The sequence below is a fragment of the Moraxella nasovis genome (assembly GCF_022701215.1).
Classification (GTDB): domain Bacteria; phylum Pseudomonadota; class Gammaproteobacteria; order Pseudomonadales; family Moraxellaceae; genus Moraxella; species Moraxella nasovis.
The window spans coordinates 257216-270046 of record NZ_CP089976.1 but is presented as its reverse complement, the minus strand read 5'-3'; the positions used below and the strand labels follow the sequence as shown (position 1 = coordinate 270046).

Sequence of the window (12831 nt, the reverse complement as noted above, 5' to 3'; positions counted from 1 at the left end):
AGCACAACCCCACCAACCCTAAGATTACCCATGCAAAACATCACCTTACTAGGAGCAACAGGCTCAATCGGCGACAGTACGCTTGACATCATTCGCAGACATTCTGATCGCTATCAGATTTACGCCTTGTCAGGTTTTCGCCAGCTAACCAAACTGTTTGCTTTATGCCAAGAGTTTAGCCCAAAGCGAGTGTGCGTCGCACAAGATGACGTTGATGCTTTTGCAGATAAGATACGACGTGCAGGGCTTGCAACAGAAGTAGTCGGTGGTCAAGATGGGCTGTGTGATTTGGCAAAAGATTCTCATAGTCAGACAGTGGTCGGAGCGATTGTTGGTTCGGCAGGATTGCCATCTATACTGCAAGCGGTGAAGTCGGGTAAAAAAGTGCTACTTGCCAACAAAGAAAGCCTTGTCATGGCGGGTGATTTGGTGATGAATGCTGCACGTCATAGTGGTGCAACCATCTTACCGATTGACAGTGAGCATAATGCTATTTTTCAGTGTTTGCCAAAAGCAGTACAAGAAGATAATCACGCCATTCATAATGTGGGTTTTGGTATAAAACGTCTTTGGCTAACGGCAAGTGGCGGCTCTTTTTTACATAAATCGTATGATGAGATGAAAAAGGCGAGCGTGTCAGATGCCATCAAACACCCCAACTGGTCGATGGGACAAAAAATCTCAGTAGATAGCTCAACGATGATGAATAAAGGACTTGAGCTAATTGAAGCGTGTCATTTATTTAACCTAAGTCAAGATAAAATTGATATCGTCATTCACCCACAAAGTATCGTGCATTCGATGGTTGAGTATATCGATGGTTCGTTTTTGGCACAATGCGGCACGCCAGACATGAAGACACCCATCGCCCACGCTTTGGCATATCCAGATCGTATTGATAGTGGCGTAAGTTCGCTTGATTTATTTAAGATGGCAGATTTGCAGTTCATTCGCCCAGATGAGTTAAAATTTAAAAGCTTAAGTCTAGCTCGATATGCTGTAAGCTGTGGCAATGGGGCAACCATCGCTTTAAATGCTGCTAATGAGATAGCAGTTGATGCTTTTTTAGGGGGTAAGATTGCATTGACCGACATTGCTGATGTGGTAGAAAAAGTACTTCATTGTGATGATTTATCTAAAGATTTTGGGGTGAGCTTTACTGATTTGACCGATATTTTAACGTTTGATCAAGCTGTAAGATTGGCAAGTAATCGCTTAATAGGAGCTTTATAATGACCGCTTTTGCTATGCTATTGTCTGCTGTTTTGGTGCTGTTGCCACTCATCGCCTTGCATGAATGGGGGCATTATATTGTCGCACGGCTATGCGGTGTTAAGGTGCTGACCTATTCTATTGGTTTTGGTAAACGACTGTTTGGTTGGACTAGTCCAAAAACTGGCATTGATTATCGTGTGTGTGCCATACCATTTGGCGGTTATGTCAAAATGCTTGATGAACGTGAGGGCGAGGTGGCAGAGGGTGAGCGTCATCTGGCATTTAATAATCAGCACCCCCTAAAGAAAATCGCCATTGTTATTGCAGGCCCAGTGATGAATTTCATCATTGCCATAGGGTTGTTTTTTATCATTTTATTACAGCCAATAGAGCAGCTTAATACGAAAATTGGCAGTATCCTACCAAGCTCGCCTGTCGCTTTTAGCCAAATAAAACAAGGTGAGCAAATTATCGCCATTGATAATAAAGCGGTTGATACTTGGGAGGAGATTAGCTATGCCTTAGCAGATCATATGGGTGAAACTAAGTCGGTGAGTATTACGACAGATAAGGCGACGCATGTAGTTCACATCGCCCATTTTATGCAAGATACACAAGCAGGATTAGATCCCTTAACTGCTTTAGGTGCACTGCCTTGGCGACCTGAGTTGCCAGCGGTCATCGGTCAGATAACCGATGGTGGTGCGGCAGATCTGATGGGCTTAAAAACAGGCGATAAAATCATCAGCATTGATGATAAGCCGATGGCACAATGGCTAAGTGTAACAGAAGTGATTCGCCAAAATCCAGAAACCATGCTTAAGTTTGGTATTATGCGAGATGGCAAAAACCTGACAATCCCTGTCATGCCACAAGCCACCAAAGAAAAAGGACAAATCGTTGGTAAAATTGGAGCGGGCGTGGCGTTTAGCGGTCCAATCAGTATACCTGATGATTATAAAGTTACCATACATCATTCATTTGGCGAAGCGGCAGCTTTATCGGTTCAAAAGACCTATGATTTGTCTGTAATGACGATAAAATCAATCGGTAAGATGCTTACAGGTTTAATTGGGCTTGACAATCTGTCTGGACCGATAACCATCGCTGACGTTTCTTACCAAAGTGTGCAAATGGGTTGGATGCAGGTGCTGTCTACGATGGCACTAATTAGCATATCACTTGCGGTGCTTAATCTATTACCCATTCCTGTGCTTGATGGCGGGCATTTGATATTTTATACTTATGAGCTAATCTTTGGGCGACCAATGAATGAGCGTTTTTCTGTCGCTGCCTTAAATATAGGTATGCTGATGTTATTATGTGTGATGGTGCTTGCGATTAGTAATGATATAACACGATTATTGGGGTAGGATTCTTTGGACTTTATGCCATCGATTGCAGACTTTTTATGCAAAAGATGGCATAATTTACATTTTATGCTTGCCAAAAACTGTTTTTTGGCTTACCTTTAGCAGCATTGCAGATTTTATTACTTGTCAAATCAAGCTTGGTTTGACGTGAATAATGATTTATTGATAACACTATTAGGTGAAATTATGTATCAGCCTTCTTTTTCTCGGTTTATGACCACAAGCATCGCTGCAGCGGTGATGACAGTGATGGCAACCCAAGCCCATGCCGAAGCTTTCGTCGCTAAAGACATCGCTATTACAGGATTGCAGCGGGTTACTATTGAAAGCTTACAGACGACTTTACCGATTCAAGTTGGTCAGACTGTAACAGATGATTTGCTTGCTGACAGTATCCGTGCATTATATGCCACAGAGCAGTTTAGTGATGTGCAAAGTGCTGTACAAGATGGTCAAGTGGTGTTCCATGTAACAGAGCGTCCAACCATCGCTGAGATTAACTTTGATGGCAATAAACTAATCCCTAAAGAAGGGCTGACAGAAGGCTTAAAAAGCGTGGGACTTGTGGTAGGTAATACGCTAAAACAATCCACAGTTCATGCGATTGAAAATGAGTTAAAAAACCAATATATCTCACAAGGTTACTATAATAGTGATATTAAAGTGGTTCAGACCAAGCTTGATGGTAATCGCGTTAAGCTTGATTTAAAATTCATCGAAGGTAAGCCTGCTCGTGTGGTGGATATTAATATTATTGGCAACCAATATTTTAGCGATGACGACCTAAAAGATGAATTTATCATTAAAGATAAAAAGCTAAACCCACTATCTGGTAAAGATAAATACACCCAAGACAAATTTAATGCCAGTCTTGAGGCGATTAAAGCCAAATACCTTAACGAGGGTTTCGTACGCTTTAAAATTAACGAAGCGACGCTAAACATTGATGAAGATAAACAAAAAATATCCATTGAGCTTGCGATAGAAGAAGGGCAAAGGTATCAATTTGGGTCGGTGAATTTTGTTGGCCCAAGTACATACAGTAAAGTGGGTTTAGATCAGCTTATCACCTTTAAAAAGGGTGATGGTTACTCTCAAGCAGCACTTAATGAGACAACTGTCGCCATCGCAAATAAATTCGGTGACGAAGGCTATTATTATGCCAAAGTTGATCCAGTAGGACGTATTAATGATGAGACATTAACGGTTGATGTGGATTATAAGATTGATCCTGAACGCCCAATCTATGTGCGTCGTATTGAGTTTAATGGTAACGTTAAAACCAAAGACGAAGTGCTTCGCCGTGAGATGCGTCAGCTAGAAGGGGCTTTATCTTCTAACCAAAAGATTGCCTTATCGCGCGCTCGACTATTGCGTACAGGCTTTTTTAAAGATGTACAAGTTAACGTGCGTCCTGTGTCAAACTTCCCCGACCAAGTTGATGTGGTTTATAATGTCGTTGAGCAGCCTTCTGGCTCGTCTTCAATATCAGCTGGCTATTCACAGTCTGGCGGTTTGACATTTCAGTTTGATTTATCCCAATCAAACTTCATGGGTACTGGCAATCGCCTGACTGCAGGTATGATGCGTTCTGAGTCGATGGATTCATACAGCCTTGGCTTGGCAAATCCCTATTTTACCAAAAATGGCATTTCTCAGAGTGTCAACGCCTATTATCGTAAAACCAAAAGTGACAGCAAAAATATCAGTAATTACCTGCTAGATTCCTATGGTGCAGCATTAAGTTATGGCTATCCGATTAATGAAAATCAACGTATTAATGGTGGTTTGACCGTCGATAATACCAAGGTGCGTGGCGGTCGCTTTATGGGGATTAGCAACGTTGAGCAGCTGATCGCCGATGGCGGCAAAACAGATCTTGTAAATGGTCAGTTTTCTAAAGACTACACCACTTATGGAGCGACACTTGGCTGGACATATTCTACTTTAGATAGACCCATGTTACCAACTAAAGGCATGAATCATGATTTAGGTTTGACAGTTGGCTTTGGTGATAAGAATTATCAAAAAGTCGTCTATCGTGGCAATTATTATCAGCCTTTATATAAAGGTACGATTTTGCGTGGCTGGGCAAAGCTTGGTTATGGTAATAATCTGCCATTTTATGAAAATTTCTATGCAGGTGGTTATGGCTCCGTGCGTGGTTATAATGCTTCAAGTCTAGGGCCACAATCTCAACCTTGGACTGCTGCCAGCCAAGGTGGTGGCTATGCCCGTGGCGAAGAAGTGGGTGGTAATGCAATGGCTTCTTTTGGTGCTGAGCTAATTTTACCACTACCATTTAAGGGCGATTGGAAAGATCAAGTGCGTCCTGTGTTATTTGTAGATGCAGGTCAAGTCTTTGACACAACAGGGCGTGACAAAGAGTATAAGACCTACCGTTACAATTATAAAGACCCTAATGATGCCAATAAAACACTGATTGGTAGCAAGACTTATCCGCTGATCACTCAGGATAAAGAGCTTCGATACAGTGTTGGTGCAGGGGCAACATGGTTTACTCCGATTGGACCAATTTCTATCAGCTATGCTAAACCGTTAAATAGCAAAAAAGGCGATCAAACAGATAAAGTCCAATTCCAGATTGGCAGTATGTTCTAATGATATCGCTAGAACGGCTGATCTGCGCGATTGAACTGGTGCAGCCTGTACTAAACAAAGCTGATATAAAACCAACTGGTCGGTTTTTTAAGAAAGTTGCATCCTTAGCACAGGCTGACGCTGACTGTGTAGCGTTCATCTCCCAAGCAAAATACGCCCATGAACTGCCATTAACCCAAGCAGGTGTGGTGCTTGTGGGTGAACAATTTGCTTGTGACGTGCCAACCACTGCCACTGCCATTATTGTAAAAGACGCGTATTTGGCATATGCCAGTATTAGTACATTGTTTGAAAATACATCAACTAAGACAGGCATTCACCCAACTGCTATCATTAGCCCAACAGCTAAAATAGGCAAAAACGCCCAAATTGGTGCTTATGCTGTGATCAATGAAGGCGTGGTTATCGGCAATGAAGCCAAAATTTCCCAAGGCGTTAGCATTGGTGAATATACCATCATTGGAGATAATAGTATTATCTATCCGCATGTGTATATCGCTTACCACACAGTGATTGGGAATAATGTGCGAATCCATGCCCATGCATCCATTGGTTCTGAGGGTTTTGGTTTTGCCCCACATCCAAGTGCGACAGGCTTAAAATGGCAGCGTATCGCTCAGCTTGGACGAGTCATCATTGGTGATAATGTGCGAATTGGCGCCCAAACCTGCATCGATAGAGGTGCTATCGGCGATACTGTCATTGGTAATCATGTTATTATCGATAATCTTGTGCAAATAGCCCATAATGTTAAGATTGGCGATGGCACAGCGATGGCAGCGATGGTGGGGATAGCTGGTAGTACTGTGATAGGTCGTAACTGTATTATAGGTGGGAATGTCGGCATTAGCGGGCATCTTAATATTGCAGATAATGTGACTTTGACAGGCAGAACTTTTGTGACAAGTTCGATTGAGCAAGCGGGTAGTTATTCATCTGGCACAGTAGCGATGCCGACCATGAAATGGCGTCGTGCTGCGGTTAAATTTCGCCAAATGGGTAATAAATAACACTATTTTTTTATTACTGAAACTTCAAGGAAAAATAATGACTCAACATCTTATCGATTATAATTTATTAACCGAAGCGGACTTAACAGCGTTATCTAAAAGACAAGTAACCATGCCGCTAAAGTTTGAGCAATTAAAGCACTATCTGCCACATCGTTATCCGTTTATGTTGATCGATCGTGTGACTGCTTGCTCGCCTGATAACTGGATCACTGGCTATAAAAATCTATCGATTAATGAAGAGTTTTTTAATGGGCACTTTCCAGATAACCCAATCATGCCAGGCGTGTTAATGGTAGAGGCGATGGCACAGTTGTCGGGTGTGCTTGGATTTATCAGTGCTGGCACATCATCTGAGGATGGTTATTTGTACCTATTTGCTGGTGTGGATAAAGTGCGATTTAAAAAGCTGGTCAGCCCAGGTGATCAGCTCGTGATTCGTTCAAAAGCAATTATGAATAAGCGTGATATTTACAAGTTTTCTTGTACAGCTCATGTTGATGGGCAACTTGCTTGTAGTGCTGAAGTGATGATTGCTCGCCAAAAAGTCAGCGACATTGAGAAATAAGCAACCGTTAAGGAGTTTAGTGGCATGAACATTCATCCAACAGCGATCATAGATGATAGTGCAGTCATTAGTCCTACGGCTGTGGTCGGGCCTTACTGTATTATCGGTAAAAACAGTAAAATTGGTGAGGGCAGTATCTTGCATCGCCATGTTGTTATTGGTGAAAATACCACAATCGGTAAGCATAACGAAATCTATCAGTTTGCCAGTGTGGGAGAAAATCCCCAAGACTTAAAATATGCGGGCGAACCTACTTACTTACAGATTGGTGATTATAATCGTATTCGTGAATCTTGCACATTTCATCGTGGCACAGCCCAAGATCGCAGCCTGACCAAAATTGGTAGCCATAACTTATTTATGGTAAACACACATATCGCCCATGATTGTTCGGTTGGTGATTATAACGTGCTTGCTAATAATGTCGGTGTGGCAGGTCATGCACATATTGGCAATCATGTCATTATTGGTGGTCAGTCAGGCGTGCATCAGTTTTGTCGCATTGATGATTATAGTATGATTGGTGGCGCAAGCTTAATCCTAAAAGACGTTGCTGCTTTTGTTATGGTGTCTGGCAATCCTGCAAAAACGCATGGCTTAAACAAAGAAGGCATGCGTCGCAAAGGCTGGAGTCGTGACACGATACAAGCCATTGATGAGGCGTATCGCTTGATATTTCGTTCAGGGCTATTGCGTCAGCAGGCGATAGCAGAGCTTGAATCCATGCTAGAGCGTGAGCCAAAAATTGCACTGCTAATTAACTCTTTAAAAAATACCGAGCGTGGCTTAACTCGTTAGGTGGATATTTCTGCTCATAGGCGGATATTTTTATTTTATAGTATTGCTAAAATATTGATTTATTGCTAAGTATCTGTTAGTATGCAAAAAAAGGCAAGGAAAATTTTGGCATTTTTCCTAACCCATAGCGTATTGTTATGGGTTTTTGTGTATCCGTCAAAGTAACTTGTCATGATTTATCCACCCTCAACGTGGATAGTGATAGTATGGAACGAATGTTCGGGACTGACATTCATATAGATTAGATGAGGAGAGTCTTATGGCGGCACAACGTGAGAGTTGGTCAGCGCGCTCTGGCTTTATTTTAGCAGCAGTGGGTTCTGCTGTCGGATTGGGGAATATTTGGCGTTTCCCTTATGCAGCTTATGAAAATGGCGGTGGTGCATTCTTTGTGCCTTATTTGATTGCCTTAGCAACAGCAGGCTTTCCGCTGCTATTTTTAGATTATGTCGTTGGCCAAAAGTATCGTGGTGCACCACCGACTGCTTATGGTCGTATGCTTAAATCTGCTGAGAGTGTCGGCTGGTGGCAAGTAGCAGTATGTACGGTGATCGGCATCTATTATGCGTCCGTTCTAAGCTGGGCAGGTCAATATACGATTTATGCCACAACACAGGCTTGGGGTAGCGATACAGAAGCCTTCTTTTTTAGCCACTATCTACAAAATGTTGATATCGCAGAGGGCTTAAGTTTCGTACCTGGCTTATTTACAGGACTTATCATTGTATGGGCTATTGTACTGCTGATCATGTACGGCGGTATCCAAAAGGGTGTAGAGCTATCAAATAAAATTTGTATTCCGCTACTTGTATTAATGTTTATCGTGATGGTGGGTAAAGCGGTGACATTGCCAGGGGCATCGCTAGGCTTGCAAACATTTTTTGCACCAAACTGGTCGGCGATGGCCAATCCAAGTGTATGGTTGGCGGCTTATGGACACGTGTTTTTCTCAATGTCGATTGGCTTTGGTATTATGGTAACTTATTCATCTTATCTAGGTAAGAATGCAAACCTTACTGGCTCAGGCTTGACGGTTGGTTTTGCTAATTCATCTTTTGAGTTACTAGCTGGTATCGGTATTTTCTCTATCTTAGGCTTTATGGCGGTGCAGTCTGGCTTGCCAGTTGAAGAAGTGGTTAAAGGTGGCATCGGTCTTGCATTCATCGCATTCCCAAATATCGTTTCTACTATGGGTGATACAGGCACAATCATTGGTGTGTTATTCTTTGCATCACTGTTCTTGGCAGGCTTAACATCAATGGCAAGTATCTTACAGGTGCCTGTGTCAGCAGTCCAAGATAAACTTGGGTGGTCAAAAAATAAAGCAGTGACCATCGTGGGTGGTAGCTGTGCAGTAGTCTCAACAGTGATGTTCTCTACTACAGCAGCGATTACTTTTGTTGATGTGATTGATAATTTCACTAATAACATCGGTGTAGTGTTTGGTGGTTTATTATCTATCATCTGGGTGACATGGCTAAACCGCCAAATAATCCCAAAATTGGTTAATCATATTAATGCTATTTCAAGCTTTAAGGTTGGTCAAGGCTGGGTATTCATGCTGACTATTGTAACGCCAATCTCGTTATTAGTAGCTCTTGTTCTTAGCATGAAAGGCTTACTGACAGAAGGCTATGGCGGTTATAGCTTTATGGTACAGGCTTTGTTTGGCTGGGGCGTTGTGGCAATTTTTGCACTAAGTGCTTTGATTTTTCCAAAAATCAAAAGTCACCCAAGCCACTATAATCATCATCAATAAAGGAGTGTTGTTATGACTATGTCAGCTATAACTATTATGCTTATTGCTATGCTATTAATCTGGGGTGGATTGTTATTATCATCGATTCATTTGGTCAAAAATCCAGATATTCCACTAGAAAGCGTGCCTGATGATTTGTAAGTATTAAAAGTGCTTATGCTAGATATTTGCTGTGTGGGCATAAATACTACATTTTATTTAAGGTAAATTATTCTTACACTTAAAACCACTTGTGTGACAAGTGGTTTTATTGATATGTAAGACTTATAAAAATTGATTAGTTGTTATTCTTATTAAACTCTGGTACTTCCATACTCCATCTAGCGTAAAATTCTGCGACAAATTCATCAAATTTATCAGCTTCGATTGCTGTGCGGATGTCTGCCATCAGACGCTGATAGTAACGTAAGTTATGAATAGTGGCAAGCTGAGCTGATAGCATCTCGCCACAGCGATGCAGGTGGTGGAGATAGGCTAAACTGAAATTTTGGCAAGTGTAGCAATCACAATGCTCATCAAGCGGACGCTTATCGGTGCGATATTGGCTATTTTTAATACGAATGACGCCTTTATTTTCGGCATTGCCTGTAACAAAATAATGCCCATTACGTGCATTACGAGTTGGCATGACGCAATCAAACATATCCACCCCACGGCGTACCGCTTCAACGATATCAGCAGGCTTACCCACGCCCATTAAATAACGTGGCTTATCAGACGGCATACGATGTGGCAGGTAGTTTAGCACCTTAATCATCTCATCTTTAGGCTCTCCCACTGACAGCCCACCTATCGCATAGCCATCAAATGGCATGGTAAGCAGACCTTCAAGCGATTGCATACGCAAATCTTCGTACATGCTGCCTTGGATAATACCAAAAAGAGCGTTTTTGTTACCAAGTTTATGATGTTCATTAATACAGCGTTCACCCCAGCGAAGTGAAAGCTCAAGAGACTTTTGAGCTTGCTCAAGTGTAGCAGGATAGGGCGTGCATTCGTCAAACTGCATGACAATATCCGAGTTAAGGTCGTTTTGGATTTGCATGGATACTTCAGGCGATAAGAATACTTTTGCTCCATCAACAGGCGAGCGAAATGCCACGCCTTCTTCGCTGATTTTACGCATAGCTCCAAGGCTAAACACTTGAAATCCGCCAGAGTCAGTTAAAATGGGCTTATCCCATCCGATAAAGTGATGTAATCCACCAAACTCACGAATGACATCCATTTTCGGGCGTAACCACAGATGAAAAGTGTTGCCAAGTATAATATCAGCACCAATGCCATGAATGTCACGAGGGAGCATGCCCTTGACTGTGCCATAAGTCCCAACAGGCATAAATGCAGGGGTCTGTACGTCACCATGAGCCAGATGAACCGTACCACGGCGTGCGTGGTTATTACCGTTATCGGTATTGTGTAAGGTAAATTTCATAATATTGATCATTTAATAAAATGAGTAATTATAGCATTATTTGGTGGGTTTTGGGGTGGTAATAACGTGGTTATTTAGTTTGATTGTATCATCTTGTTTTGTCATAAAATCAGGCTTTTGATGGGCGTGATTTTCAACATTTTGGCTGTTAAAACGTTGATTAAAAAAAAGACTGATAAGACAAAATTATTCCCAACTTTTGATGGTAGTATCCTGCCAAAAAAGTATTTTACAGTATATCGTATACTTAAGATTGTCATCCCTGTAAGCTCTATTAGCTTGTTTGCATCGTTGAGCAAGGCTAATGTAGTTAAACTTTGATGATACTTAGCTATAAAGTTGCCTATTAAGAACTATCCTAAGCTATCTTAAAAAAATTAAGCAACAAATAGGTGTATCAAGGCAAATAAACACAAAAAAGCGGATGGGTAATATTACCTTTAAATATATGAGAGCTTTATCTTGAGAAACCATTTAAAATATGGTATAAAAGCCTTTTTAAAAATTAATGTCGCAGCTGATATTTATTGATAAATTTTAGTTATCAATCATCAAGCCGTTATTAATTACAAAATTGACACCGTTTATCAAAAAAGGACAAGTCATGGCGTTAATCGTCCAAAAATACGGCGGTACTTCTATGGGGAATACCAGCCGTATCAAAAATGTCGCCAAGCGTGTTAAGCGTTGGCATGATCATGGTCATCAAGTCGTGGTGGTGGTTTCTGCCATGAGTGGTGAAACCAACCGTTTGATTGGTCTGGCGCGAGAAATCAGTAATGATCCAGATCCACGAGAATATGATCAAATGGTCGCCACTGGTGAGCAGGTCTCGATTGCTTTACTCGCTATGGCGTTGAAGGATTTGGGTGTAGAAGCTAAGTCTATGACAGGGCGTCAGGTTACCATTAAGACTGACACGACGCATGCTAAAGCCCGTATTGAACACATCGATGCTGATAATCTAAAGCGTGAGCTTGCTGATGGCAAGGTTTTGATTATTGCAGGATTTCAAGGGGTGAATGAGCATAACGACCTAACTACCCTTGGTCGCGGTGGCTCAGACACCACAGGCGTGGCAATCGCAGCTGCTATTGGTGCAGACGAATGCCAAATCTACACCGATGTGGATGGTGTATATACCACTGACCCTCGTGTAACCTCAAAAGCAAAAAAACTATCAAAAATCACATTTGAAGAAATGCTTGAAATGGCAAGCTTAGGATCAAAAGTGTTGCAAATTCGTTCAGTAGAGTTTGCTGGTAAATACCGTGTACCACTGCGTGTGCTTTCTAGCTTTGATGAAGGTACAGATGGGGCGTTTGACGAGGAATTTAAACAAAACGTAGGTACGTTAATCACAATTGACGAAGGAAATGATATGGAACGTGCAGTTATCTCAGGTATTGCTTTTAATCGTGATGAAGCCAAAATCGTACTATTGGGCGTGCCTGACCGTCCTGGTATCGCATCAGCAATTTTAAGCCCGATTAGTGTTGCTAATATTGAAGTGGATATGATTGTCCAAAATATCGCAGAAAATGGCGTAACAGATTTTAGTTTCACAGTTCAGCGTAGTGATTATGATAGAGCCTTAAAAATCCTAAACGAGAAAGTAAAGGACGATATCGGTGCTGCTGAGATTGTCGGTGATAATACTGTGGTCAAAGTATCTATTGTTGGCGTGGGTATGCGTTCACATGCAGGTGTGGCAAGTAAAATGTTTGATACTTTAGCCAGTAATCATATTAACCTACAGATGATCTCCACTTCTGAGATTAAAGTATCGGTGTTAATTCAAGAACAGCATTTAGATAAAGCAGTAAAAGCACTACATACCGCTTTTGGGCTTGACCGTGAAGACGGCGAAAGTATAGTTGCAGGACTTTAAGATTTATTAGAAGTCCTAACAGTTTGTTTGGTTTATTGTAACAGCTTGATTAAATTCACTAAAAACTGCTGACATTCTGCCCAAGACGTTTTATAATGCGTCTTTGGGTAATTTTAATTTCTATGTAGTTATTTTAAATTCTTCATAGTAAGGAGCTACT

At 41.5% G+C, this 12831-nt stretch carries 10 protein-coding genes; 9 read left to right on the top strand and 1 reads right to left on the bottom strand.

Annotated elements, in window-relative coordinates; all coding sequences use genetic code 11:
- Positions 1 to 30 precede the first annotated feature (30 nt).
- From dxr to LU293_RS01295, 8 genes are all read left to right on the top strand, one after another.
- Entirely contained in the window at positions 31 to 1233 is a 1203-nt protein-coding gene (dxr, locus tag LU293_RS01330) for a 1-deoxy-D-xylulose-5-phosphate reductoisomerase (RefSeq protein ID WP_242748134.1), read from the top strand.
- On the top strand, positions 1233 to 2588 hold the full coding sequence (gene rseP, locus LU293_RS01325) for an RIP metalloprotease RseP (RefSeq protein ID WP_242748133.1): 1356 nt from the start codon (positions 1233 to 1235) through the stop codon (positions 2586 to 2588). The genes dxr and rseP overlap by 1 nt, the downstream gene beginning before the upstream one ends.
- Before the next feature lie 186 nt (positions 2589 to 2774).
- On the top strand, positions 2775 to 5210 hold the full coding sequence (bamA, locus tag LU293_RS01320; protein WP_242748132.1) for an outer membrane protein assembly factor BamA: 2436 nt from the start codon (positions 2775 to 2777) through the stop codon (positions 5208 to 5210).
- Positions 5210 to 6220, top strand: a complete 1011-nt coding sequence (gene lpxD, locus LU293_RS01315; RefSeq protein ID WP_242748131.1) for a UDP-3-O-(3-hydroxymyristoyl)glucosamine N-acyltransferase — start codon at positions 5210 to 5212, stop codon at positions 6218 to 6220. Before bamA ends, lpxD begins: the two co-directional genes overlap by 1 nt.
- A 37-nt stretch (positions 6221 to 6257) precedes the next feature.
- The gene (gene fabZ, locus LU293_RS01310) at positions 6258 to 6788 is read left to right on the top strand and encodes a 3-hydroxyacyl-ACP dehydratase FabZ (RefSeq protein ID WP_242748130.1); all 531 of its coding nucleotides are present in this window, start codon (positions 6258 to 6260) and stop codon (positions 6786 to 6788) included.
- A 24-nt stretch (positions 6789 to 6812) separates the two neighbouring features.
- On the top strand, positions 6813 to 7586 hold the full coding sequence (gene lpxA / locus LU293_RS01305; RefSeq protein ID WP_242748129.1) for an acyl-ACP--UDP-N-acetylglucosamine O-acyltransferase: 774 nt from the start codon (positions 6813 to 6815) through the stop codon (positions 7584 to 7586).
- A gap of 259 nt (positions 7587 to 7845) precedes the next feature.
- Entirely contained in the window at positions 7846 to 9345 is a 1500-nt protein-coding gene (locus tag LU293_RS01300) for a sodium-dependent transporter (RefSeq protein ID WP_242748128.1), read from the top strand.
- A gap of 12 nt (positions 9346 to 9357) precedes the next feature.
- Entirely contained in the window at positions 9358 to 9486 is a 129-nt protein-coding gene (locus LU293_RS01295; RefSeq protein ID WP_242748127.1) for a methionine/alanine import family NSS transporter small subunit, read from the top strand.
- Positions 9487 to 9622: 136 nt separating this feature from the next.
- Here the strand turns inward: LU293_RS01295 and tgt are convergent, their stop codons facing one another.
- On the bottom strand, positions 9623 to 10780 hold the full coding sequence (gene tgt / locus LU293_RS01290) for a tRNA guanosine(34) transglycosylase Tgt (protein WP_242748126.1): 1158 nt from the start codon (positions 10778 to 10780) through the stop codon (positions 9623 to 9625).
- Positions 10781 to 11384: 604 nt separating this feature from the next.
- Between tgt and LU293_RS01285 the strand changes: the two genes are divergently transcribed.
- Positions 11385 to 12671: an aspartate kinase gene (locus LU293_RS01285; protein ID WP_242748125.1), complete on the top strand. Its 1287-nt coding sequence runs from the start codon at positions 11385 to 11387 to the stop codon at positions 12669 to 12671.
- Positions 12672 to 12831: the final 160 nt, after the last annotated feature.

What these genes read in the sequence shown, in the direction of transcription:
- dxr (WP_242748134.1), top strand. Translation starts at nt 31, where the DNA reads ATGCAAAACATCACCTTACTAGGAGCAACAGGCTCAATCGGCGACAGT.
- rseP (WP_242748133.1), top strand. Translation starts at nt 1,233, where the DNA reads ATGACCGCTTTTGCTATGCTATTGTCTGCTGTTTTGGTGCTGTTGCCA.
- bamA (WP_242748132.1), top strand. Translation starts at nt 2,775, where the DNA reads ATGTATCAGCCTTCTTTTTCTCGGTTTATGACCACAAGCATCGCTGCA.
- lpxD (WP_242748131.1), top strand. Translation starts at nt 5,210, where the DNA reads ATGATATCGCTAGAACGGCTGATCTGCGCGATTGAACTGGTGCAGCCT.
- fabZ (WP_242748130.1), top strand. Translation starts at nt 6,258, where the DNA reads ATGACTCAACATCTTATCGATTATAATTTATTAACCGAAGCGGACTTA.
- lpxA (WP_242748129.1), top strand. Translation starts at nt 6,813, where the DNA reads ATGAACATTCATCCAACAGCGATCATAGATGATAGTGCAGTCATTAGT.
- LU293_RS01300 (WP_242748128.1), top strand. Translation starts at nt 7,846, where the DNA reads ATGGCGGCACAACGTGAGAGTTGGTCAGCGCGCTCTGGCTTTATTTTA.
- LU293_RS01295 (WP_242748127.1), top strand. Translation starts at nt 9,358, where the DNA reads ATGACTATGTCAGCTATAACTATTATGCTTATTGCTATGCTATTAATC.
- tgt (WP_242748126.1), bottom strand. Translation starts at nt 10,780, where the DNA reads ATGAAATTTACCTTACACAATACCGATAACGGTAATAACCACGCACGC.
- LU293_RS01285 (WP_242748125.1), top strand. Translation starts at nt 11,385, where the DNA reads ATGGCGTTAATCGTCCAAAAATACGGCGGTACTTCTATGGGGAATACC.